This is a genomic window from Curtobacterium sp. VKM Ac-1395 (genome assembly GCF_015350975.1).
In the GTDB taxonomy this organism is placed as follows: Bacteria; Actinomycetota; Actinomycetes; order Actinomycetales; family Microbacteriaceae; genus Curtobacterium.
Map to the genome: position 1 here is coordinate 485,440 of NZ_JADKRX010000003.1, position 22,372 is coordinate 507,811.

Here is a 22,372-nt window from a genome sequence, read left to right on the forward strand (position 1 = left end):
GTCGTCCGGGGTGGAGGATGATCCGGGCACCCCGATCCGCCCGGAGGAACAGCGATGCGCGTCGTGGTCTCCGTCCTGGTGATCGTCGTGGCGACAGCGCTCACGCTGGGTGCCGCACTGCTGGTCGTGTTCGGCTTCGCGGACGCCGACCGGACGCTCCGGATCGGTTCGGCGACCGCCGCGCCGTTCCTCGTGATTGGTCCGGTCGCCATCGGTGGACTCGCGGGTTACTGGGACCACCGAGCCTCACCGGAGAGCCGGCGCTTCCTGGGGTGGTGGTTCGCCGGGGTGGCTGCGATCGACGTCGTCGCAGCGGTGTTCATCGTGCTCGCGGCGCTGTCCGCTCGGGCGCCCGTCTGGGTCCCGACGCTGCTCGTCGTCGGCGGGGCGGCCAGCTCGTCCTGCAGTTCCAGCTCGCCTTCTTCGGACTGCTCTCCACCGGGCTCACGTTCCAGTTCGTGTCCTCGGCGCTCCGCGGGACGGTCAGTTCCCTCGTCTTCCTCGCGGGACTGGTCCTCGTCCTCGTCGTCCTGGTGCCGCTGACCGTGCGACGGATCCGCCGCGCACGCCGGTACTCGCAGCGGCACGGACACCCCGCGGACAGCCGCACCGTCGTCTCCGACTGACGACGGACGGCCGCAGAACCGGTCGACGCCAGCATCCCGACCCGCGGACCCGGACCTGGGCCCAGGCCCGGGCCCGGGCCATTGCTCAGAAGACCGCGATCGGATTCACCGGGACGCCGGTGAGGCCACTGATCCGGGGCGGTGCGACCACGAGCATGAACGCCGTGCGGCCGACCTCGGCACAGACCGTGGCGAGCTCCTCGACCGCGACGCCGTCGACGAGCGTCATGCCGAGCCGTGCGAGTCCGACCATGTGGAGCGGCATCGGCACGTCCGAGTCGAGCGGCGGGAAGCTGTCGCCGACGTCACCAGCCCAGACCGACACGTCGTGGTCGTGCAACCACCGGACGGCGTCGACCGTGACACCGGGGCCCTGCTCGTCCGCGTCCCACCGGAACGTCCAACCCGTCCGGACGACGAGCGCGTCCCCCGGTTCGACCTGGACGCCACCGCGGGCCTCCGCCACGTCGAGGTCGTCGGCGGTGATCGGATGCGCTGACGGCAGCCGTCCACCGGGAGCCAGGTCGAGCAGCACGCCACGGGTGACGATTCCCGCGGCGAAGGCCGAGGTGGAGCCGTGGGTGACGATCCCGCCCGTCACGGCGTCGCCGAGTGGGACCGCCGGGAAGACGACACCGTCGATCGGCATGTGGACCAGGGCGTCGATGTGGGTCAGAGCTGGGTGGTGCGGCGTCACGGTGATCACCTCCGCCATGCCCATCGGCGGCGTCCCGGTGTGCAGGAGCGCCTGCTGTACCGGGGGAGACGGGGGCGCGAACGGCCCGCCGAGCATCGATGCGGGATCCGTCGGCAGGGCGAGCGAGACCCACCGTCCGACCTGGACTGCCGAGGCTGCGCGAGCACGAGCGGCATCGTCAACGAGGTTGAGGGCGCCGAGCTCGTCGGCGTCGCCCCATCGTCCGCGGTTGTCGGGGAGCTGCGTGGATGTCATCGGCGTCGTCCTGTCGATTCGTGGTCCTGGTGGACTTCGGGCATGCTCCGGAGGGGGACTCGGGAAGCAGGTTCCTGCAGGGTACGGCAAGAAGCAGGTTCCTGCTTGTGAACGATCGACAGGAAGATGGGCATCGATGGACGCGGACACCCATGACGGGCTCGACCTGGTGCTGGGATGGAACGCTGTGAAGGTCGGACGGATCATCGGCACCCGGATCACCACGGGCCTCGCGGACCACGGCATCGGCCTCGTGCAGTTCGGCGTGCTCTCCTGCCTGGCCCACGGCGCCGCGCTGACCTCCGCCGAGATCGCACGGGCGGTCTTCGTCCGACCTCAGAGCATGGCGCAGGTCCTGGACGGCATGGAGGAGCAGGGGCTGATCCGGCGTGCGGCCGCCCGTTCGAAGGGGCGCAGGAACCCGGTGCAGCTCACCGTCGACGGCGAACACACGCTCGAGACGGCACTCGCGATCGCACTCGCGAGCAACGACCTGACGAGCCTCGGGCTCGACCGGACCGAGAGCGGACGACTCAACGAGCTCCTGCTCACCGTCATCCGGGCCGCCGAGGAGCCCCCCGAGCAGCACGCCCACCGAGCCGTCAGCTGACCCGCGTCACACCCGCCCGAGGAACGGGTCGACGACCGTCCACGTCGCCTCGGGCGCCTCGAGGTGCGGCAGGTGCCCGGCAGCCGGGACCTCGGCGAACTCGGCTCCCGGGACGGCAGCGGCGACGGCGCGCGCGTACGCGGGCGTGACCACGCGGTCACTCGCCCCCGAGACCACGAGGGTCGGCACCCGGACGCCGCCGAGCCGACCGAGCAGCGTCGGGTCGCTCATCCCCCGACCGGCGACGACCGCCATCGTGGCGCCGTTCGACCGCTGCACGGCGCGCTGCTCGTTCGTCAGGCTGGCGGGGTCCATGTACCCACGCGAGGGGTCGTGCCAGGCGACCTCGGCGAGTCCGCGGGCGTCGAGCGCGAAGAAGTCGGCGATCGGCGCACCCTCGACGACCGCCCCGACGCCGTCGATGTCGACCACGGCGCCGACCACGCCCGCGTACCGGTCGTCAGCGGCGGCCTGCACCGCCATCTCGAGCGCGACCCAGCCACCGATCGAGGACCCGACCAGCACCGCGTCCTGCACGCCGTCGGCGAGGAGCCGGTCGAGGTAGGCCGTGGCGAGGGCGGCGACGGAGTCGATGTCCGTTGGCCGGGAGGTGCCGTCCCAGCCCGGGTGGGTCGGCGCGAGCACGTGGAACGCCGGCGCGAGGTGCCCGACGATCGGCGCGACGGTCTGCGGGCCACCACCACCGTGCAGCACGAGTGCGACGCGGGCGGTGGGCTCGCCGGCCTGGAGGACCCGCAGGTCGTCGGGGAGGGAGATGGTCATGGTGGTCATCCTGTCTCAACATGTTTATGTACTGGTGTTGATACGGTAGCACCGTGATGACGGACCTGGAGACACTCGGCCAGCTGGTGAAGCGGGCGCAGTACCGCAACCACCGGACGATGGACGCTGCCCTGCGCGACGTGGGGGTGTCGCTCGTGCAGTGGGACGCCCTGCGTGCCGTCGACCGGACGCCGTCCGCCTCCGGTCACGACCTGGCCGTGGCGACCTTCCAGAGCGACCAGGCCTTCGGCACGCTCGCCACCCGGCTGGTCGACCGCGGGCTCGTCACGCGCACGGCCGGTCGTGGTCGACGCATCGAGCACACCCTCACGGACGAGGGCCGCGCGGCGCTCGCGGGTGGCCAAGCGGTGGCGGTGGAGGTGCTCGACGAGCTGTTCGCACCGCTGTCGGAAGGCGACCGCTCGTCCCTCTCCCGCCTCCTCGAGACCCTCACAGCAAACAGCTGACACACCCGGCGCCATCCGGAGTTCAGACGCCGGTTCCCGTGATCACCCCCCGAACGGGGCACAGATGATGCATGATGTCCGGGGACGCGTCACCGAACCACCGTGCACCACCCAGCACTCCGAGCGCGTCCCACCAACCCCAACCCGCGCCGAGCCCATTCAGGGAGCCCGACATCTCCATGCCAAGCACGTGCACGCCCAAGCGCGGCACATCCCCCATGACCCTCACTGAACGGAAGACCCGATGAACCGTCGACACCGCGGCCTCCTCGTCGCCATCACCGCTGGCGCCCTCGTCTTCGGCGCCCCCACGGCCGCCTCTGCCGCAACCACGAGCGGCTGGTGGTGGGGCGGACACGGCCGCTGGCAGCCGCCGGTGACCGCACCCACCCCGACGCCCGCGCCGGCCCCGGTCGCCGACACCGACTCCTCCGCGCCGGCTGCCTCGTTCGTCGAGGACTTCAACGACTACGCCGCCACCGGCCTGGTCGCCCAGACCTACAAGCAGGCCTGGCAGCCCTACCCGGACGGCACCTCGGGCATCTACGCCCCGAGCAAGACCGTCTCGGTGCACGACGGCGTCATGGACGTCCAGCTCGGCGGCGCCGGCACGGCCGGCACGTTCGGCACCTTCGCCAAGGCGTGGGGCCACGTCGGCGGCTCGTTCTCCGTGCGCGCCAAGGCGACGGGCGGCGACGGCAACGGCGCGGCCTTCATGCTGTGGCCGACCTCCGGCATCTGGTCCGACGGGGAGATCGACTTCCCCGAGGGCAACTTCGACGAGAGCCCGTCCGCGTACCACCACTCCATGACCCCGGGTCAGGAGTCGAACCGCGTCCAGCTCGGCACGGGCGTCTCGTGGCGTGACTGGCACACCTACAAGATCGACTGGGTCCCCGGCAAGTCCGTCACGTACAGCGTCGACGGCCGCGTCCTGGACACCATCACGCACGACGTGCCGTGGACCCCGCACCGCTTCATGTTCCAGACGGGCAACTGGGGCGACTCGGGCAACCTGCTCATCGACTGGGTCTCCACCACCGAGTGACCGGCTCCGGACCGGGCTGATCCCCGGTCCGGACCACACTCCAGCCCCACCACGGGGCAGACGGGAGGCACGGTGCCAGCTGGCACCGTGCCTCCCGTTCGTCGTCAGTCGCGCCCCGTCTCCGTGGGCGCGTCCCGGGGACCCGGACCGGACCGGAGCGCGCGCACCATGCTGCGGAGCAGCCGGAGGGCCTCGGCACGGTCGTCCGCCGTCAGGCCGTCGAGCATCCGGACCTCGACGGAGCGGACCGCAGCGGTCGCGGCGGCCAGGCGTGTCCTGCCGACGTCCGTGAGGCGCGTGGGCAGGGCCTTGCCGACGGGCGCCTCGGCGGCACGCGTCACGGAACCGTCCCGCTCGAGGGCCTGCAGCAGCACGTTCATCGACTGCCGGGTCACGAAGGCACCGCGGGCCAGCTCGGAGTTCGACAGACCGGGGCGCTGCGCGAGGAGCTCGAGGCACGAGTAGTGCGTGATGGTCATGCCGAGCGGTCGGAGCACGGCCTCCATCGCGGTGCGGAGGGCGCTGGCCGCCTCCTTCAGCAGGTACCCGAGTGAGGTGTCGAGGTCGATCCCGTCGGCGTCTTGACTCATGTCAGGATTCTGACATAGGTTGCTCCGTGTCAGAAGACTGACACACAACGAAGGAGCACCATGCCCGTCACCGGCCCCGACTTCATCTCCCTGCAGGTCCGCGACCTCGACGCCTCCCAGGCGTTCTACGAGCAGCACCTCGGCCTGGTCCGCTCACCAGCCGGGCCGCCGCACGCCGTCGTGTTCACCACGACGCCGATCGCCTTCGCGCTGCGCGACGTCGTGCCGGGCACCGACCTCGACGCCGTCGCACAGCCGGGCATCGGGGCCGCACTCTGGCTCCACGCGACCGACGTGCAGGACATCCACGACGCCCTGGTGGCGGACGGACGGACCATCGTCAGCGCCCCGGTCGACGGCCCCTTCGGCCGGACCTTCACCTTCGCGGACCCCGACGGCTACCACGTCACACTCCACGACCGCGCCTGACCCGGCGGAGCCGTCGCGCGTCGCGGCCCGAGGCCGATCCGGCTGTGACCTCGGGATTGTCCGATTCCGGAAGCCGCGTGTCCCCTTGCAGGACGGCTCGGTTCCGGTGAGGATCGACCCGTGGCAGAACTCCTGCGTCGGACCCGGCGCGAGACCCGCACCCGGGACCGACGGGTCGCAGCGGCGACCGTGATGCGCGACGACGTGACCCACGGCCTGCTGGTCGAGGGGCGGGAGTCGTCGTTCTCCTTCGAGGACCGCACCCGCGGGACGCACCTGCTGTCGCTGGGGTCGTGCAGCTGCTCCGGCGTGGTCTCGGGCGAGATCGCCCCGGACAACGCGATGACGCTGATCTGGCTGAAGTCCGGCCGCGGGCACCTCGACGGCGACCTGATGACGATCGGGCGCCCGACGCTGCTCCGCACCGCCGCGCAGCCGTTCCGGTGGGAGTCGTTCCACAAGGACGTCATGCGCATCGACCGCGCCACGGTCGAGGCCGTCGCGGCCGAGCGCGGCGACTGGGAACCCGGTCCGCTGGTGTTCCAGCCCCGCCACGTACCGGAGGGCCCCGCCCTCGCTGCCTGGTGGCTGATGGTCCGGACCGTCGCCGCCGAGGTCCTGAACGGCCCGGACGAGGTCTCACTCGAGCGCGAACAGGAGCTCACGCGGTTCGCCGCGGCCGGCCTCCTGACGGCGATCCCGCACTGGCCCGTCGGGCAGGACGAACCGCCGCGGACCGCCGCCAGCGCGCGGTTCGCCCGCGCCGAGACCTTCCTGCTCGAGAACGCCACCGAGCAGATCACCGTGGCCGACGTCGCCGCCGCTGCGGGCCTGAGCGTGCGGGGGCTGCAGGACACGTTCCAGCGGCACCACGGCATCGCCCCGCTGACGTACCTGCGCGGGATCCGTCTGCTCCTGGCGCGCGAGCACCTGCAGACGACCCCGACGGCGAGCGTCGCCGAGGTCGCGCGGGCCGCGGGCTTCGCGCACCTCGGCCGGTTCGCCGCGGCCTACCGCGCGGAGTTCGGCGAGCTCCCCCGGCAGACCCGGCAGGCGGCGCAGGAGGCCTGACCCGTCAGCAGCCGCGTCGTGTACTCCGTGCCCCGATGACGCGCCTGCCCGGTGGTCGGTGCATAGGCTGCTGTCGTGACGGAGACGAGTCGGGCGACGGACGACGTGACGAGCGCCAGGGCGGAGCTGGCCGCGGTCCTCGACTCCGCCGGCGGTGAGCCGCTGGTCGCCGGGCTCCCCGCAGCCGTGTCGCCGCGTCAGGCCGCGGTGCTCATCCTGTTCGGGGTGCTCGACGGGGTGCCGAGCGAGCGTGCGGACACCGCCGTGTCGCGGGACCTCGACGTCCTGCTGCTCTCACGCGCGACGACCCTGCGTGCACACCCCGGCGAGGTCGCCTTCCCCGGCGGCCGTGTGGACCCCGGCGACCGCGACCCCGTGGCTGCCGCCCTGCGCGAGGCCCGCGAGGAGACCGGCCTGGACCCCTCCGGCGTCGACGTGCTCGGCACGCTGCCGGCCGTCCCGCTCGCGTTCTCACGGCACCTGGTCTCGCCGGTGCTCGGCTGGTGGCGGGACCCGTCGCCCGTGCGGGTCGTGGACGAGGCCGAGTCGGCGGCGGTCTTCCGCGCGCCCGTGGCCGACCTGCTCGACCCCGCCAACCGCGGCGTCACGGTGATCCGGCGCGACGGCCAGGAGTGGCGCGGGGCGGCCTTCACGGTGGACACCGACGCCGGGACGCACGTGGTGTGGGGCTTCACGGCGTCGCTGCTCGACGCGCTGTTCGACCGCGCCGGGTGGACGGAGCCCTGGGACCGGGAGCGCGAGGTGCCGCTGCCCGCTGCGCGGTGAGCGCGGCCGGGCGGCCCGCGCCCGGCCGGCCCACGCCCGGCCCGCCCGCGCCCGGTGGTCGGCCGGCCCGCGCCGAGACTCGGCCAGGCGGACATCCTGCGGCCTGCGCGGGGCGCGACCTGCCCGCTGAGCCGAGTCTCGGCAGGTGACAGCGCGCCGGACGGGAGGCTCGGCGCCGGACGTGCGCCGAGCCTCCCGTCCGGTGCGTGATGACCACGCGGCTGCGGGGTCGGGCCCACGGGTGGGCAGAAGCGACATGCTGCGTGCGGATGCGCGGCGCAGACGGACCCGCGTTGTCGCTCGATGCGATCGCATGGTGCGCGTGGCGACGGACCGGCCGGTCGGCAGCGTCCTCGACGTCAGACGGCAGACGCGACAGGCTCCCGACAGATGCGCCACGCAGACGGACCCGCATTGTCGCCCGATGCGCTCGCATGGGCGCAGACGGCCGGACCGTGTCGCTTCCGCAGGCACACGCGCACGACGTGCTGGGTCATCCGACCCTGGCCGGGCGGAGCGCGCGGAGCACCCGCGCGAGGACCTGGAGCCTTGCGGCTGCGATGCCCGACGGCCGGCCGAGCGCACCCCGCGGGGCGAGCACGACGTGCCCTCGGTCGGTCGCGAACCACAGGCCGTAGTCCTCGTCCATGCCGCCGCGCACCCGGTGGGTCGCGACGTCGATGCGGCGGATGCGCTCCCACGGCAGGTCGTGGACGGGTCGGTCGTGGTGGGAGGACCAGCCGTGGAGGCCCTCGTCGTCGACGGTCCAGAGCACGGGTGCCGGGTCGGGGAGTTCGTCGGGCTCCCGGATGACCGGCGCCGTCACCGGCAGGTGGAAGGCCACCGGGGTGCCCGATTGGCGGATCCGCGCCAGGACTCGGCGGTCTCGACGGGAGGCCCACCACGCGGCCAGGCCGGCGACGGGGCCGGCGACCAGCAGCGCCGGCGGGACGAGCACGAGGAGCCCGATGCGGCGGGTGTGCTCCCAGAAGTCCGCGACCCACTCGAGGTGCAGCGCCTCGGCCCAGAGCAGCAGAGCGCCGACGACCGAGAGGGCGAGGAGCCCGAGCACGAGTCCGCGGACGGGCGGGACCTCACCATCACGGAGGCGGCGTACCCACGGTTCGGCGTTGTCGTCCACCTGCTCAGCGTGGCACGGTCGCGAGCCCGCGGTACGTCTCCGCCGCGCTGGTGACGACCCGGGCGAGGGTGCCGTCCGCCTGCTCCTCCAGGCGGACGAGGCCCATGCGGCGCAGGTACGGGGTCTTGCTCCCGGTACCCGAACGTTCGGCCACCACATCGTCCGACACGGCGAACTCCTCGACGTTCCTCCCGCCGGAGGCGTAGGACCAGTCGACGAAGTCGAACACCGGCCACCACGTCCAGCCACGGACGTCGACCCCGGCGTCCACGAGGGCGCGGACGGCGGCCACGGAGTCGCGGACCCACGCTGACCGGACGGCGTCGGAGCCCTCGATCGAGGTCTCGGTGACGACCATCGGCACGCCGTAGCGGGCACCGAAGCGGGTCACGGACTCCACGAGTCCCTCGCTCCAGCGGTCGTAGGCGTGCTGCACCGTAGCCGCGGCCCCGTTCACGAGCCGCCGCGGGGAGAGGTCCGGGTAGTAGTTGACGCCGAGCAGGTCGATCGTCACGGCACCGTCGACGAGGTCCGCGAGCGCAGCAGGATCGGCGCCGCGCGCCACGAGCCACGCGTGCGACGGGTGGGTCTCGACGACACGGCCGAGCACCAGGTCGGTCGGCACCCAACCGAGGTCCTCGAGCAGTGCGGCCTCGGCGGCGAGCGCCGTGTCGTCGCCGCCCGCCGTGAACAGCGACGACGCCTCGACGTGCACGACGACCACGTCGGGGTTGGCGGAACGGACGGCCGCGACCGCCTGCTGGAAGCCCGCGGCGATGCCGAGGACCACACGGGTCCACCCCTCCCAGCCGGTGAGCGCCGGCGGCCACACCCCGCGCAGCCCTGCGAACGACGCCGTCGTGATCGGTTCGTTGAGGGGCGTCACGTGGTCGACGACCCCGGCGTACCGCGCCGCGAAGGCACCGGCGAACGAGGCGATGGCCGCCGGGTACCCGGGGTCGGCGAACGACTCGGCGAGCCAGCTCGGCGTGCCGTAGTGCACCAGGTCGGCGATCACCGTGATGCCGATCGATGCGGCGTACGGCAGGCGTTCATCGAGCACCGCCCAGTCGAAGACGCCCGGGGCGACGTGCACCCGCGGCCAGTCGACGCCGTAGCGCAGGGCCGTGGCACCGAGGGACGCGACGAGGTCGAGGTCGTCACGCCACACGTCGTCGTGGCCGGTCAGCTCGTGCTCGTCGAGGGGCGCCATCGCGAAGTGCTGCGGCGGGTACACACAGGTGTCCTCGATCCCGGCGACGAACGTGAACGTCCCCGGCACGAACACCCGCCCGGCGGTACGGGTGTCCGTGGGGCCGGGCGCGCTCACTTCAGCCCCGTCGTGGCGACGCCGGCGACGAAGAACTTCTGCGCGAAGAAGAACCCGAGCGCGATCGGCAGCAGCGAGATCACCGCGCCGGCGAGCAGCACCGCGTGGTCGGTCACGTGCGCTCCCCCGAACAGCGTCAGCCCGGCCGGCAGCGTGAGCATGTCGTTCGACGTCGTCACGACGAGCGGCCAGAGCAGGTCGTTCCAGAGCGCCATGCCGTTGAGCACGGCGACCGTCGCGATCGCGGGCTTCGCCAGCGGCAGGATCACCTGCCAGTAGATCCGCCAGTGTCCGGCGCCGTCGATGCGTGCGGCCTCGTCGAGCTCGGCGGGGATGTCCACGAAGAACTGCCGGAACAGGAAGATGCCGAACGCGCTGGTCGCTCGCGGGATGATCAGCCCCTGGTAGGTGTTGAGCCACCCGAGGTGGAACAGCTCCACGAAGACCGGGATGAGCGTCACCTGGAACGGCACCATGAGCGTCGCGATGACGAGCACGAAGGCCACGTTCCGCCCGACGAAGCGCATCCGCGCCAGGGCGTAGGCACACATCGAGTCGAACAGCAGTGTCAGCGCCGTCGTGACCACGGTGAACAGGAGCGAGTTGAGCAGCAGCCGCAGGAACGGGAGCTGCTGCCAGACCCCGACGTAGCCGTGCAGGGTGGCACGCGTCGGGAACAGGCTGGCCGGGTGGCCGAACAGGTCGGCCTCGGACCGGAACGACCCGCTGACCATCCAGATGAACGGGACGAGCACGAAGACGAGCCCCATGCCGAGGTACACCCACTTCAGCACGGAGCCGGTGCGCTCGACACCGCTCCGCAGGACCGGGCGCCGGTTGCTGATGCGGGCCGGACGGGAGGTCCGGGTCGGCTCCGGCAGGGACGGTCGCCGCGTGCGCGCCTCAGTCGACATCGTCGTACCGGAAGAGCCGGAGCTGGAGGAGGGAGATGAGCATGATGATCACGAAGAGGACCCAGGAGATGGCCGACGCGTAGCCGGTCTGGTAGTTGACGAACCCGTCGCGGTAGAGCAGGTTCACGAGCGTGTCGGTGTGGAAGACCGGACCGCCGCCGGTCATGACGTACACCAGGTCGAACACCTGGAACGACTGGATCGTCAGGATCATCGACGTGAAGAGCATCGTGGGGCGGATGCTCGGCAGGGTGATCCGCCAGACGGTCTGCCAGCGGTTCGCGCCGTCGAGTTCCGCGGCCTCGTACCGTTCCGCCGGCACGCCCTTCAGCCCGGCGACGAAGAGGATCATCGCGAAGCCGAGGCTCTTCCAGACCGACACGGCGATGATCGTCGGCAGGGCCAGCGACGTCGACTGCAGCCACGCGATGCTCGGCAGTCCGAGCGCCGCGGTGATGCCGCCCACGAGACCGATGTCCGGGTCGAGCAGGAACTTCCAGACCAGGCCGATCGTCACGAGCGACACGATGGTCGGGAAGAAGAAGACCGATCGGACGATGCGGTTCGCGAGGGTGTCCTGCTGGAGGAGGATGGCGGCGACGAACCCGAGGACGACGAGCAGGACGACCGAGACGAGCGTGTACTCGAGCGTGATCCGCAGGGCGTTCCAGAACTGTCCGTCGTGGAACAGCGCGACGTAGTTGCCGAAGCCCACGAAGGGCTGCGAGACCGCCCCCACGGTCCAGTCGAAGAACGAGTAGTACAGCGACCGGAGGATGGGGAAGACCACGAACGCGCCGAGGATGAGCAGCGACGGGGCCATGAAGAGCCAGGCCGGCTGGAACCGACGCGATCGGCGGCGGGTGGGGCGAGCCTCCCGTCCGGTGTCGCGGCCGGAGGCCGGGGCCCCGCCACGCGGCGTGCGTGGCGGGGCGGACCCGGTGAGCTGGTCGGTCACTGACCGCAGCCGGTGAGGCCGTCGATCGTCTGACCGGCGCTCTTCGTGGCGGAGGCGACCGACTTCCCGCGGGTGATCTCGCCGATCAGGGGGACGTAGCCGTCGGAGTCGACCTTCGTGGCGTTCGGCACGTGCGGCAGGTACAGGCGCGCGTTGGGCACCTGGCTGGCGAAGACCGACACGGTGGGGTCTGCCTTCAGCTCCGCATCGTCCGACAGGTCGGTCCTGAGCGGCGGGAAGCCCGTCTGCAGCGAGAACTTCTGCTGCGCGGACTTCGACGTCCAGTAGGCCAGGAACTCCTGCGCCTGCTTCGGGTACTTCGTCTTCGCCGAGATCGACAGCGGGGCGATCGCGCCGAGCGTGCTCGACTTGCCGTCCACGCCGACCGGGATCGTCGCGATGCCGAGGTCGATGCCGGCGTCCTTGTACCCGGACGCAGCCCACGGGCCGTTGATCTCCATCGCGGCCTTGCCTGCCGAGAACAGCGAGTCAGCCTCGGCACCGGTCAGACCGACCGGGCTGACCTTGTCCTTCGCGACCAGGTCCGCCCAGGTGGACAGTGACTTCTGCCCGTCGGAGGACTGCACGACGCTGCAGTTCTTGCCGTTGACGATGTCGCCGCCCTCGAGCCACTGCAGTACAGGCCACATCTGGATCGTCTGGTTGTCGGCGAGCGCGATGCCGTACTTGCCGCCGGCGGTGAGTCTCTTCGCGTCCGCCGCCATCTCGGCGACGCTCGACGGCGGGTCCGTGATGCCGGCCGCCGCGAAGAGCTTCTTGTTGTAGTACAGGCTCAGCGTGGCGAAGTTCGCGGGGACGCCGTAGAGCTTGCCGTCGTAGGTGAACTCGTCGACGGTGCCAGGGGCGAAGGCATCCGTGTTGATCTTGCCGTCACCGCTGCCGGTCGCCGTGATCGGCATCACCGACCGCGTCTTGACGTACTGGGCGACGGCGTTCGGGTCGGAGGACACCGCGGCGACGTCGGGACCCTGCCCGGTCAGCCAGGCCGACGGGAGCTTCTGCTGGATGGTGTCCCACGGCTGCACGGTCATGTCGACCTTGACGTCCGGGTGGGCCTTCTCGAAGTCCTTGACGATGGTGGCGTAGCCGGGGCGGTCGCCGCCGGTGAACCCGGTCCAGACCTTGAGGGTGACGGGGCCGACCGTGCTGGCGTTGCCGCCGGCGGAACAACCGGTGAGGGTGAGGGCCGCCACGGTGGCGACGGCGCCGATCGCGAGGGTCGTGCGTGCGTGCTTCATCGGGAACGCTCCTTTGCGTTGCTGTGCTCGCAGGATGGGTGGGGGTACTGCGGGTGGGTGGGGCTGCGGGTGGGTGCGGCTGCGGGTGGGTGGTGCTGGTGCTGGTGCTGGTGCTGGTGCTGGTGCTGGTGGGGTACTGCTGGTGGTGGGGGCCTGCTGGTGCGCCGGGTACTGCTGGCGCGGCGTCCGCTCAGGTGCGGACGCGTTCCGCGTCGGGGTCGCACCCGCAGGATCGGCGGGTGACGAGGTCGACGGGGAGCTCGGTGCGGGCGGGTTGGCCGCCGCGGTGGTCGACGAGGTCGAAGAGGCGCTCGGTGGCGATGCGGCCCATCTCCTCGGCGGGGACTCGGATGGTCGTGATGCCCGGGGTGGTGACGCGGGCGAGCCCGAAGTCGTCGAAGCCGACGACGGAGACGTCCTCCGGCACGTCGACCCCGGCGCGACGGAGGGTGTGGAGCCCGCCCACCGCCATGTCGTCGTTCGCGAAGACGACGCCGTCGGGGCGGGTCGCGGCGTCCTCGTGCAGGAAGTGCTCCATCGCGGCGGCGCCGGAGGTCTCGGACAGGTCGCCCTCGACCATGGAGACGTCGGTGAGACCGTGTCGCTCGGCAGCCCGGAGGAACCCGGTCCGTCGGTCGAGCCCGGTCTGGTGGTCGAGCGTGCCCGTCACGTGCAGGAGGCGGCGGCGCCCGTGCACCTCGACGAGGTGGTCGACGAGCCGCTCGGTGGCGGCCACGTCGTCGATGCCGACCGTGACCGCGTCGGCCAGGTGCGGGTAGTTGCCGATGAGGACAGCGGGCAGCCCGCTCGCGACGAGCCCCTGGACGTGGTCGTCGTCGATCGCGGCACTCGTGACGATCGCGCCGTCGGCGGTGCGGGAGCGCATGACCCGCTCGTAGGCGACACCACCGTTGGAGGTGTCCGCGTTCGTCGAGACGATCACCTGGGCGTCGTGCGCGTTGGCCGCGGTCGACATCCCCGTGAGCACGTGCATGAAGTAGAGGTGCCCGAAGACGTGTGCGGACGAGTTCGGCACGATGAGCGCCACGGCGTCGGCCCGCTGACTGCGCAGCGCGCGACCGGCCGAGCTCGGGACGTAGCCGAGCTCGTCCGCGGCCCGCTTGACCGCTGCTCGGGTGCGCTCGCTGATCCGTTCGTGTCCAGCGAGCGCCATGCTCGCAGCGGCGGACGTCACGCCGACCTTCGCGGCGACGTCCTTCAGAGTGACGGACTTCGGCATGATCGCCTCCTCGGCTTCGTTGCTTTATCGATTAACTACGCCCATCATGCACGTGCTTAATCGATGAAGCAAGCCCCGGCGCGGAATGTGACGCGCGCGACTGGCGGCCGCCGCGCCGACTCCCGCCCGCCGGCCCGGCCTCTAGGCGCGGCGCCGAGTCTCGCCCTCCCGGACACTGTGCGCCCCGCAGACGCCACAGACTGTCCGCGGCGCCGAGTCTCGCCGCCCGCAGGCAGGTGCGGGCACGCGGGCCCGTCCGGCGCAGCCGGCGGAAGCGACACCGTGGGTACGGATGCGCCGCGCAACAGCCCGCACGATGTCGCTCGATGTGCGTGCACCGACACGGGAGCGGCACCGGCCAGCCGGAAGCGACAGGGTCCGTGCGGATGCGGATGCGGCTGCACGGGCGCAAGGCGCAGCCGCGGCAGGCGCAAACCAGCGGCGCGAAGCGAGTCTCGGCCGGGCGGACATCGCTCGAGGCGAGCGCGGCGCGATGTGTCCGCGGGGCCGAGACTCGGGCGGGCGCCGGGGCGCGGACGGACGGGAGGGAGGGAGGGAGGGAGGGGACGCGACCTCGCGTGCCCGATGCGCGGGCATGGACCCGCGTGCGACGAACCTGGGGCGGAAGCGGCAGGGCTACTTGCTGGCGCCGTCCGTCACGCAGTTCTCGACGCGGCTGGCGGCTGCGGAGTCGGCGGCGAAGGTCTTCGGCGCCGGGGAGGCCGTGGCGGTCGGGGCGTCGACCTCGTCGGTGGCCGCGCGGTTGAGCGGGAAGACCGTGCCGTCGAAGTCATCGGCGGTGGGGTCGACGGTCGTGGCCCAGAGGGCGACGTCGCCGCCGGACGCAGGGGTCGTGCCGAGGTACCAGCCACCGTCAGCGGCCTCGATGTTCACCGTCGTGACGTCGTCGCTGCCGGTCAGGGCGTTGATCGCGTCGACCGTCGCACTCGAGGCGGTGTCGCACGTCGCGGCCCTCGTGGTGTTCTCGGCGAGAGGTCCGGTGTTCGCCGGGTTCGGCTCCTGGGCTGCGCCGTTGCAGGACGCGAGCAGCAGGGCGAGGGCGACTGAGCCGACGAGGGCGGAAGCGGTCTTCGCAGTGGTTCGCATGGTCGGGACGCTAACCACCGGCCGGTGAGCCACGTCCCAGGTGGAGCGGCCGCCGGACAGGCGCAGCGGTACCAGTCGCTGCGCTCCTGTCCGACGGCCGACCACGGTCACTCCTTGTTGAGCTTGTCCTGCACGGCGCCGGCGGTCTTCTCGATGATGTTCGGGAGTTCCGTGGTGCCGTAGAACCGAGTGTCCGGGTGCGTGGGCGGGGGCATCGGCACCGACGACGTGGGGCCGTCGCGGTACGAGTACTCGCCCTTGCCGTCGAACGACGGACCGCTGGCCCAGGGGCCGTTGCCCGCCTCGGCACCGTCCGAGAAGTTCAGGTACTGGTAGCTGAACTCCGTGTGCTCCTTGGACTGCGGGAACTTGTTCGGCACCGGGAAGTCCTCGATGCCGGCCTCGCGCAGTTCGGCCGCGGCGGACGCCCACATGTTCTGGTGCATCGTGTCGCGGGCGATGAGGAAGCCGAGGAGGTCACGGACGCCGTGGTCGTCGGTCATGTGGTACAGCCGCGCGGCCTGGACACGGCCCTGCATCTCGGCGTTCTCGTTCGCCGTGAAGTCGGCGAGCAGGTTGCCGCTGGCGGTGATGTACGAGCCCTGCCAGGGGTTGCCGTTGCTGTCGACAGGACGAGCCCCGGCGCCGGCCACGATGCCGTGCTGGACGTCGGTGCCGCCGATGATCGCGGCGACGGTCGGGTCGTCCTGCACCGCGTCCTCGGTGATCCCGAGCGGCGACTTCTCCAGCAGCTGCGCGATCATCGTCGCGAGCATCTCGACGTGGCCCATCTCCTCCGCACCGATGCCGAACACCAGGTCGCGGTACTTGCCGGGCATGTGCATGTTCCACGCCTGGAACTGGTACTGCATGGCCACGGAGATCTCGCCGTACTGACCGCCGAGCACCTCCTGCAGCTTCCTGGCGTAGACGGCGTCCGGCTTGTCAGGAGTGGCCTTGAACTGCAGTTCTTGCTTGTGGAAGTACACGATCGCTCCTTCTGTTCGCGGCCTGGTCCGGGCTGGTCCCTGGATGGTCCACCGCGATGGCCGGGACGGTAGGCGGACGCTCCCGGACGGCGACGGAGATTGTCCACCGCACGAAAGCGGGGCTCGGCAGTAGCGTCGGGACCATGGCAGCACCTGAGGACCCGCTCGTCCCCGCCGACGCGGTGGCGGTCGGTGCGACGACGCTCGTGCCCGACCTGTTCCGACCCGTCGCGGCCGTGGTGACCGCCGGGTCGGTCCGGTGGCTCACCTGGCCCGGCGTCTCGCTGCCGGACCGTGCACTCGAGGAGGTCGAGGTGCTGCCGACGGCGTCCGGAGCGTGGCTGCTCTACCGGTCCGACGGGCCCGGGATCGACGAGGACGGCCGGGGTCGGTCCGGGACCGTCGCCGTGCACCTCGGTCCGAGCGGCGTCTCGGACGGCGTCGAGCTCGACGGCCTCCGTCCGCTCGGCGCTGACGAGGGCGGGTTGTGGCTCGGCGACCCGCGTGACGCGTTGGAGTGGATGAGCGACGACGACGACGACGAAGACGACAACGACCCCGCCGACATCGATCCCGCGACGCTGCCGAGGACGCCAGAGGAACCGTTCTGGCCCGACCCGTCCGAGTGGACCGAGCCCACGGACGAGGACAGCGACGACGAGGACGGCGACGACGACGGGTACACGTGGTCCATCGGCTTCGCCGACGAGGACGACGAGGACGACACGGACGACACGGACGACACTGACGTCGTCGTCGCCGGGGAGGACCCTGGACAGCGCGACTCCGACCCGATCGAGCGCGCAGATCCGATCCCGGCCCCGAGTCGCCCGCTGCCGACCCCGCCCACTGACCTGGTGTGGATCGCACCGGACGGCACCCGCACGGTGATCCGCGTCGACCACCTCGTCGACGACGTGCGTCGGGAGGGCGCGGCCCTCGTCGTGCGGTACTTCCCCGCGGGGCCTTGCCGCGTCGTGCACGAGGACGAGGACGGTGGCGGCTGGTGGGACGTCGTGTACGAGCCGCACGAGGTCCGCGTCGACATCTCCAGCGCGCTCCCACGGTCCATCGACACGGACGCCCTGGAGTCCGAGCCGGCAGCCGAGGAGGACGAGGACGCCTGGGAGCAGGCCATCGACGCGCGAGAGGCGCGGCGAGCACCCTGGCTCGACCGCCTCGACCTCGCCGGTGTCGCGGGGACGCGCTGGCCGATGTGGGACGCGGACGAGGTCTCCCGCGCACGTGCGGTCGACCGGCTGCGTGCCCAGTTCATCGGCCTCGACGAGCGGGTGGTCCTGTGGACGCGCGACCACCCCGAGCCGCGGAGTGTCCCGAGCGACCAGCGCGACGTCCAGGTGGTCACGGAGGGCAGCTGGCCCGACACCGAGGTGGTGGTCTCCTTCGAGCACACCGCGGTGCCGTTCCTCCGACTGCGCAGGCGGTACCGGGTCTTCGACGCGACCGGTCGGCCGATCGACTGGACCCACGTCACCGTGCACCTCGAGGAGGACGTCCTCACGGCACTGCCACCCCGGTCCCACGCGGTCGACGGCGTCCTCGACCTCTGACACCACGGCACACCGCCGCGAGACGCCCCTGAACCCCGGCGTCTCGCGGCGGTGCGGCCGACCGGCTGATCAACCGATCAGACGATCGGCCGATCGGCCGATCGGACGACCCTCAGACCAGCGACCACCCCACGACGCGCGGCTCACCGAGCGCGACCTCGTGCACGGCCCCCGTGACGGCGACCGTCGCACGCTCCGTGGCGGAGCCGGGCACGTCGACAGCAGCCAGCCCGTCGCCCACCGCGACGATCCCACCGGAGTCGAGCGGGCCTCCAGGCCGGGACGCCGCCGCGTGGGACGCGACCCACACCTCGACGTCACCCGGCTCGACCACCTTCCGGAGGTGCCGGTCGGTGAAGGCGAACCGCTGCGCCGGGACGGCGAAGCGGACCCGCGCGGACTCCCCCGGGCCGAGCGCCACGCGGGCGTACCCGAGGAGCTGCACGACCGGGCGGGTGACGGTGGCGGCGAGGTCGTGGCCGTAGAGCTGGACGACGTCCTCCCCCGGGCGGGCGCCGGTGTTGCGGACGGTGACCTCGGCGGTGAAGGTGCCGTCGGTGGTGACGGCGGGGTCGACGACCAGGTCCTCGTGGACGAAGGTCGTGTACGTCAGGCCGAAGCCGAACGGGCGCACCGGTGTCGAGTCCGTGGCCGTGACGTCCGACGGACCACCGAGCCGCGGGTGCAGGTACGTGTACGGCTGCGCGCCGGCGGACCGCGGGAGCGAGACCGGCAGGCGGCCGGACGGCTCGGCGACACCGGTGAGCAGGTCGGCGATCGCGAGACCGCCGCCCTCCCCCGGGAAGAACGCCTGCACGACGGCGGCGGGGCGTGCGCCCGGGCCGTCGAGCGCCCAGCCGATCGCGTACGGCCGGCCGGTCAGGAGCACCAGGACCGTCGGGGTGCCGGTGGCGACGACGGCCTCGACCAGTTCGCGTTGGACGCCGGGCAGTTCGAGCGACTCGGAGTCGTTGCCCTCGCCGACGGTGCCGCGGCCGAACAGGCCCGCCTGGTCACCGACGACCAGGACGGCGACGTCGGAGGCGGTGGCGAGCGCGACGGCCTCGTCGAAGCCGGAGCGGTCGTCGCCGGTGACGGCGCAGCCGGGCGCGAGGGTGAGCTGCTGGACGTCCGCCCCGCCGCCCCGCCCCGCCAGCGCCGCCGGCAGCGCCTCGAGCACCGTCGGGATCGAGAAGCCCAGCGGCAGGTCGGGGTGCGTCGCGAGCACGTGGTTCGCGAACGAGTAGCACCCCTGCAGGGCCTCCGCGCGATGGGCGTTCGGGCCGATCACCGCGATCCGGTCGGCCGGCGCCTGCAGGGGCAGCACCCCGTCGTTCGCCAGGAGCACGAGCGAGCGGGCCGCGAGCCGTCGAGCCAGGTCCTGGTGCTCGACGGTGTCCAGGTCGACGCCGGTGGGGGCGTCGTCCTCGAACACGTCGGGGTCGAGCAGTCCGAGCCGCTCCTTCTGCCGGAGGACGCGCAGGACGGCCCGGTCGACCAGGGCCTCGTCGACCGCGCCGGTGCGGACGCGCTCGACGAGCGGCGCGAGGTACGCGTCGCCGGTGGGCAGCTCGACGTCGATGCCGGCCTCGAGCGCCATGGCCGCGGCGTCACCACGGTCGGTGGCGATGCCGTGCATGACCTCGAGGAACGCGACCGAGAAGTAGTCGGCGACGACGGTGCCGTCGAAGCCCAGGCGGTCACGGAGCAGGTCGGTGAGCAGGGCGCCGTTGGCTGCGACGGGCACGCCGTCGACCTCGGCGTACGAGTTCATCACCGAGCGGGCGCCGCCGTCGAGCAACGCCATCTCGAACGGGGGCAGGTAGACGTCGGCGACCTCGCGGGGTCCGGCGTGCACCGGCGCGTGGTTCCGACCGGCCTGCGAGGCCGAGTACCCGAGGAAGTGCTTCAGCGTCGCGTCGACGCCGGCGCTCTGCAGCCCCTTGACGTACGCGGTGCCGACGGTCCCGACCAGGTACGGGTCCTCGCCGATGCACTCGTCGACCCGGCCCCAGCGGGGGTCACGGATGACGTCGAGCACGGGCGCGAGGCCCTGGTGCACCCCGAGCTGCCGCATGGACCGGCCGATGACGGCGCCGACCTGCTCGACGAGCTCCGGGTCGAACGCGGCACCCCACGCGAGCGGGGTGGGGAACGTCGCGGCCTTCCACGCGGCGAGCCCGGTGAGGCACTCCTCGTGGACGAGCGCGGGGATCCCGAGTCGGGTCTCGCGCTTCAGGCGGCGCTGTTCGTCCCAGAGCCAGGCCGCCCGCTCGTCGGGTTCGACGGGGCGGGTGCCGTAGACGCGGGTGAACTGGCCGAGGCCGTCCCGCGTGACCTCGGCGAGCGTCGCCGTCGGCCCCTCGGGCGTGCCGCTGGTCATCTCGCCCTGCATCGGGGCGACGAGCCCGTTCTGGTCGAGCCAGTAGCCGACGAGCTGCGCCGTCTTCTCCTCGAGCGTCATGGCGGCGAGCAGGTCCTCGGCCCGGCGGGCGGGCGCGGTGGTCCCGGTGCCGCCGGTCCCGGCCGTGCCGCCGGCCTGGAGGCTCGGGGCCGCGTCCGTCAGGTTGGTCGCGTCCGTCGCGGTCATCCCTTCACCGCACCCGTCAGGCCACCGACGATGCGGCGCTGGAACACCGCGAAGAACGCCAGCGCCGGGATCATCGACAGCGAGGTGAACGCCAGGACCCTGGCCGTGTCCACGGAGTACTGCGACGAGAACGCCTGCACCCCGAGCGGCAGCGTGTAGGCCGACGCGTCGTTGAGGATGAACAGCGGCAGGATGTAGCTGTTCCAGCTGCCGATGAACGCCAGGATGCCGGTCGTGACGACGCCGGGGAGCGACAGCGGCACGACCATGCGGAAGAAGAACCCGAGCCGGCTCGCCCCGTCGATCGAGGCCGCCTCCTCGAGCTCGTCCGGGATCGCCCGGAGGAACGGCACCAGGATGATGACGGTCGTCGGCAGGCCGAAGGCGATCTGGGGCAGGATCACGCCGGCCAGGCTGTTCGTGAGACCGAGGTCCTTCACGAGCAGGTAGAGCGGCGTGATCGCGACGGTGATCGGGAACATCAGGCCGGCGGCGAACAGCGAGTACAGCACGCCACGACCACGGAAGTGGTAGCGGGCCAGCACGAAGCTCACCATCAGGCCGAGCACGACGACACCGATGGTGGTCGTGATGCCCGCGATCAGCGAGTTGCCGAGCTCCTGCCAGAACACGCCGCTGGAGAGCACGGCGCTGTAGTTGCCGAAGTTCCACGGTGCGGGCAGACCAGCCGGGCTCGACGTGATCTGCGCGTTGGTGCGGAAGCCGCCGAGCACGATGTACGCGACGGGGCCGACGCACACCGCGATGAACAGCAGCGCGATGAAGTACGTGCCGAGGTTCCGTTCGCGGCGGACCGGACCGGAGTCCCCACGCCCGCGGTCACGGCGACCCTTCGGCGCGATGATGGATGCGGTGGCGGTCATCGTGTGGCCTTCTCCGTGAGTGCGCCGGCGGTGTCGCGACGCAGGACGAACCGCTGGTAGACGAGTGCGATCACCAGCGAGATGAGGAAGATCACCACGGCCACGGCGTTGCCGTACCCGTAGTTGCCGGAGTTGCGGCCGTTGGCGACCATGTACGTCGCCATCGTCGAGGTCCCCGCGGTCGAGGCGATGTACTGGCCCCAGATGATGTAGACGAGGTCGAACAGCTGCAGCGACCCGATGATCGACAGGAACGCCCAGATGCGCAGCGTCGGGCCGAGGAGCGGCAGCGTGATGCGCCGCTGGATCTGCCAGTAGCCGGCACCGTCGAGCTGTGCGGCCTCGAACAGCTCCTCGGGGATGCTCTGCAGGCCGGCCAGGAACAGGATGACCGCGAAGCCGATGTACTTCCACGAGATGATCGCCAGGAGCGTCCAGATCGCGATGTCCGGGTTCGACAGCCAGTCGTTGCGGAGGCCACCGAGACCGAGCGTCTGCAGGAGGTCGTTCACGGCCCCGCTGCTCGAGAGCATCAGGCTCCACCCGGTGCCGACGATCACCTCGGAGATGACGTACGGCACGAAGATGAGCACGCGGATGAGCCCACGGCCCCGGATGCGCTGGTTCAGCAGCAGCGCCAGGATGATCGCGATCGGCCCCTGCACGAGCAGCGACCCGATGACGATGAACAGGTTGTGCCACAGCACGCCCCGGAAGTCGGGGTCGGTGAAGATGATCTTGTAGTTGTCGAACCCGACGAAGTCCGTCGGGGTGCCGTAGCCCTGCCACTTGTAGAAGCCGTAGTAGGCGGCCAGGGCGACCGGCAGGATGACGAAGCCGACGAACATGATCGTCGCCGGACCGGCGAGCAGGGCGATCTCGACCCGCTTGCGGACGTCGGCGACGGGGCGCTTCCGGGACCGGCCGGCCGGGGCCGACGGCTGTGCGCCGTCGGCCCCGGTGGTGCGTCCCGCGTCCGCCCGCTCACCGGAGCGGGGAGGACGAGGTGCGACAGAGGTGGCCATGG

At 71.7% G+C, this 22,372-nt stretch carries 22 protein-coding genes; 8 read left to right on the top strand and 14 right to left on the bottom strand.

Annotated features, from left to right (window positions below; all coding sequences use genetic code 11):
* The first annotated feature begins 272 nt into the window (after positions 1-272).
* On the top strand, positions 273-626 hold the full coding sequence (locus ITJ68_RS10895) for a hypothetical protein (protein ID WP_194661260.1): 354 nt from the start codon (positions 273-275) through the stop codon (positions 624-626).
* 85 nt (positions 627-711) lie between these two features.
* Here ITJ68_RS10895 and ITJ68_RS10900 read toward each other — a convergent pair whose 3' ends face one another.
* Positions 712-1,578 (bottom strand): cyclase family protein, encoded by an 867-nt coding sequence (locus tag ITJ68_RS10900; protein ID WP_194661261.1) that lies wholly within the window; start codon positions 1,576-1,578, stop codon positions 712-714.
* A 136-nt stretch (positions 1,579-1,714) separates the two neighbouring features.
* Here ITJ68_RS10900 and ITJ68_RS10905 point away from each other — a divergent pair, with 136 nt between their 5' ends.
* Positions 1,715-2,188, top strand: coding sequence for a MarR family winged helix-turn-helix transcriptional regulator (locus ITJ68_RS10905; RefSeq protein WP_194661262.1), 474 nt, complete (start codon positions 1,715-1,717; stop codon positions 2,186-2,188).
* 6 nt (positions 2,189-2,194) lie between these two features.
* On the opposite strand, the gene ITJ68_RS10910 is transcribed toward ITJ68_RS10905, so the two are convergent.
* Entirely contained in the window at positions 2,195-2,971 is a 777-nt protein-coding gene (locus ITJ68_RS10910) for an alpha/beta fold hydrolase (RefSeq protein WP_194661263.1), read from the bottom strand.
* 56 nt (positions 2,972-3,027) lie between these two features.
* On the opposite strand from ITJ68_RS10910, the gene ITJ68_RS10915 reads away from it, so the two are divergent.
* A complete protein-coding gene (locus ITJ68_RS10915; RefSeq protein WP_228505391.1) occupies positions 3,028-3,438 on the top strand; it encodes a MarR family winged helix-turn-helix transcriptional regulator in 411 nt (136 codons plus the stop codon).
* Positions 3,439-3,682: 244 nt separating this feature from the next.
* A complete protein-coding gene (locus tag ITJ68_RS10920) occupies positions 3,683-4,486 on the top strand; it encodes a glycoside hydrolase family 16 protein (RefSeq protein ID WP_194661265.1) in 804 nt (267 codons plus the stop codon).
* A gap of 104 nt (positions 4,487-4,590) precedes the next feature.
* Here the strand turns inward: ITJ68_RS10920 and ITJ68_RS10925 are convergent, their stop codons facing one another.
* Positions 4,591-5,076: a MarR family winged helix-turn-helix transcriptional regulator gene (locus ITJ68_RS10925; protein ID WP_194661266.1), complete on the bottom strand. Its 486-nt coding sequence runs from the start codon at positions 5,074-5,076 to the stop codon at positions 4,591-4,593.
* A 60-nt stretch (positions 5,077-5,136) separates the two neighbouring features.
* Between ITJ68_RS10925 and ITJ68_RS10930 the strand changes: the two genes are divergently transcribed.
* From ITJ68_RS10930 to ITJ68_RS10940, 3 genes are all read left to right on the top strand, one after another.
* Positions 5,137-5,505, top strand: coding sequence for a VOC family protein (locus ITJ68_RS10930; RefSeq protein WP_194661267.1), 369 nt, complete (start codon positions 5,137-5,139; stop codon positions 5,503-5,505).
* A 120-nt stretch (positions 5,506-5,625) separates the two neighbouring features.
* The gene (locus tag ITJ68_RS19560) at positions 5,626-6,576 is read left to right on the top strand and encodes an AraC family transcriptional regulator (protein ID WP_194661268.1); all 951 of its coding nucleotides are present in this window, start codon (positions 5,626-5,628) and stop codon (positions 6,574-6,576) included.
* Positions 6,577-6,651: 75 nt separating this feature from the next.
* Complete coding sequence (locus ITJ68_RS10940; protein ID WP_416354647.1) at positions 6,652-7,362, top strand: NUDIX hydrolase; 711 nt, start codon at positions 6,652-6,654, stop codon at positions 7,360-7,362.
* Positions 7,363-7,855: 493 nt separating this feature from the next.
* Here ITJ68_RS10940 and ITJ68_RS10945 read toward each other — a convergent pair whose 3' ends face one another.
* The 8 genes from ITJ68_RS10945 to ITJ68_RS10980 all read right to left on the bottom strand — a co-directional run bounded on the left by ITJ68_RS10945 (position 7,856) and on the right by ITJ68_RS10980 (position 16,300).
* Positions 7,856-8,503 (bottom strand): hypothetical protein, encoded by a 648-nt coding sequence (locus tag ITJ68_RS10945; protein WP_194661269.1) that lies wholly within the window; start codon positions 8,501-8,503, stop codon positions 7,856-7,858.
* Between the two features lie 4 nt (positions 8,504-8,507).
* Entirely contained in the window at positions 8,508-9,833 is a 1,326-nt protein-coding gene (locus ITJ68_RS10950; RefSeq protein ID WP_194661270.1) for a family 1 glycosylhydrolase, read from the bottom strand.
* Positions 9,830-10,747, bottom strand: coding sequence for a carbohydrate ABC transporter permease (locus ITJ68_RS10955; protein WP_228505235.1), 918 nt, complete (start codon positions 10,745-10,747; stop codon positions 9,830-9,832). Before ITJ68_RS10955 ends, ITJ68_RS10950 begins: the two co-directional genes overlap by 4 nt.
* Positions 10,737-11,705, bottom strand: a complete 969-nt coding sequence (locus ITJ68_RS10960; protein ID WP_323743288.1) for a sugar ABC transporter permease — start codon at positions 11,703-11,705, stop codon at positions 10,737-10,739. Before ITJ68_RS10960 ends, ITJ68_RS10955 begins: the two co-directional genes overlap by 11 nt.
* Positions 11,702-12,964, bottom strand: coding sequence for a sugar ABC transporter substrate-binding protein (locus ITJ68_RS10965; RefSeq protein ID WP_194661271.1), 1,263 nt, complete (start codon positions 12,962-12,964; stop codon positions 11,702-11,704). The genes ITJ68_RS10960 and ITJ68_RS10965 overlap by 4 nt, the downstream gene beginning before the upstream one ends.
* A gap of 190 nt (positions 12,965-13,154) precedes the next feature.
* The gene (locus ITJ68_RS10970; RefSeq protein WP_194661272.1) at positions 13,155-14,204 is read right to left on the bottom strand and encodes a LacI family DNA-binding transcriptional regulator; all 1,050 of its coding nucleotides are present in this window, start codon (positions 14,202-14,204) and stop codon (positions 13,155-13,157) included.
* Between the two features lie 636 nt (positions 14,205-14,840).
* Positions 14,841-15,311, bottom strand: a complete 471-nt coding sequence (locus ITJ68_RS10975) for a hypothetical protein (RefSeq protein ID WP_194661273.1) — start codon at positions 15,309-15,311, stop codon at positions 14,841-14,843.
* A gap of 107 nt (positions 15,312-15,418) precedes the next feature.
* Positions 15,419-16,300, bottom strand: coding sequence for a manganese catalase family protein (locus ITJ68_RS10980; protein WP_194661274.1), 882 nt, complete (start codon positions 16,298-16,300; stop codon positions 15,419-15,421).
* A 143-nt stretch (positions 16,301-16,443) separates the two neighbouring features.
* On the opposite strand from ITJ68_RS10980, the gene ITJ68_RS10985 reads away from it, so the two are divergent.
* Positions 16,444-17,871: a hypothetical protein gene (locus ITJ68_RS10985; RefSeq protein WP_194661275.1), complete on the top strand. Its 1,428-nt coding sequence runs from the start codon at positions 16,444-16,446 to the stop codon at positions 17,869-17,871.
* A gap of 112 nt (positions 17,872-17,983) precedes the next feature.
* On the opposite strand, the gene ITJ68_RS10990 is transcribed toward ITJ68_RS10985, so the two are convergent.
* From ITJ68_RS10990 to ITJ68_RS11000, 3 genes are read right to left on the bottom strand one after another with little or no spacing between them, the layout of a single operon-like run.
* The gene (locus tag ITJ68_RS10990) at positions 17,984-20,461 is read right to left on the bottom strand and encodes a glycoside hydrolase family 3 N-terminal domain-containing protein (RefSeq protein ID WP_194661276.1); all 2,478 of its coding nucleotides are present in this window, start codon (positions 20,459-20,461) and stop codon (positions 17,984-17,986) included.
* Complete coding sequence (locus tag ITJ68_RS10995; RefSeq protein ID WP_194661277.1) at positions 20,458-21,345, bottom strand: carbohydrate ABC transporter permease; 888 nt, start codon at positions 21,343-21,345, stop codon at positions 20,458-20,460. Before ITJ68_RS10995 ends, ITJ68_RS10990 begins: the two co-directional genes overlap by 4 nt.
* Entirely contained in the window at positions 21,342-22,370 is a 1,029-nt protein-coding gene (locus tag ITJ68_RS11000) for a carbohydrate ABC transporter permease (protein WP_194661278.1), read from the bottom strand. The genes ITJ68_RS10995 and ITJ68_RS11000 overlap by 4 nt, the downstream gene beginning before the upstream one ends.
* Positions 22,371-22,372 lie beyond the last annotated feature (2 nt).

What these genes read in the sequence shown, in the direction of transcription:
- ITJ68_RS10925 (WP_194661266.1), bottom strand. Translation starts at nt 5,076, where the DNA reads ATGAGTCAAGACGCCGACGGGATCGACCTCGACACCTCACTCGGGTAC.
- ITJ68_RS10915 (WP_228505391.1), top strand. Translation starts at nt 3,028, where the DNA reads ATGACGGACCTGGAGACACTCGGCCAGCTGGTGAAGCGGGCGCAGTAC.
- ITJ68_RS10955 (WP_228505235.1), bottom strand. Translation starts at nt 10,747, where the DNA reads ATGTCGACTGAGGCGCGCACGCGGCGACCGTCCCTGCCGGAGCCGACC.
- ITJ68_RS10990 (WP_194661276.1), bottom strand. Translation starts at nt 20,461, where the DNA reads ATGACCGCGACGGACGCGACCAACCTGACGGACGCGGCCCCGAGCCTC.
- ITJ68_RS10910 (WP_194661263.1), bottom strand. Translation starts at nt 2,971, where the DNA reads ATGACCATCTCCCTCCCCGACGACCTGCGGGTCCTCCAGGCCGGCGAG.
- ITJ68_RS10970 (WP_194661272.1), bottom strand. Translation starts at nt 14,204, where the DNA reads ATGCCGAAGTCCGTCACTCTGAAGGACGTCGCCGCGAAGGTCGGCGTG.
- ITJ68_RS10900 (WP_194661261.1), bottom strand. Translation starts at nt 1,578, where the DNA reads ATGACATCCACGCAGCTCCCCGACAACCGCGGACGATGGGGCGACGCC.
- ITJ68_RS10985 (WP_194661275.1), top strand. Translation starts at nt 16,444, where the DNA reads ATGGCAGCACCTGAGGACCCGCTCGTCCCCGCCGACGCGGTGGCGGTC.
- ITJ68_RS10930 (WP_194661267.1), top strand. Translation starts at nt 5,137, where the DNA reads ATGCCCGTCACCGGCCCCGACTTCATCTCCCTGCAGGTCCGCGACCTC.
- ITJ68_RS10995 (WP_194661277.1), bottom strand. Translation starts at nt 21,345, where the DNA reads ATGACCGCCACCGCATCCATCATCGCGCCGAAGGGTCGCCGTGACCGC.
- ITJ68_RS10905 (WP_194661262.1), top strand. Translation starts at nt 1,715, where the DNA reads ATGGACGCGGACACCCATGACGGGCTCGACCTGGTGCTGGGATGGAAC.
- ITJ68_RS11000 (WP_194661278.1), bottom strand. Translation starts at nt 22,370, where the DNA reads ATGGCCACCTCTGTCGCACCTCGTCCTCCCCGCTCCGGTGAGCGGGCG.
- ITJ68_RS10920 (WP_194661265.1), top strand. Translation starts at nt 3,683, where the DNA reads ATGAACCGTCGACACCGCGGCCTCCTCGTCGCCATCACCGCTGGCGCC.
- ITJ68_RS10965 (WP_194661271.1), bottom strand. Translation starts at nt 12,964, where the DNA reads ATGAAGCACGCACGCACGACCCTCGCGATCGGCGCCGTCGCCACCGTG.
- ITJ68_RS10975 (WP_194661273.1), bottom strand. Translation starts at nt 15,311, where the DNA reads ATGCGAACCACTGCGAAGACCGCTTCCGCCCTCGTCGGCTCAGTCGCC.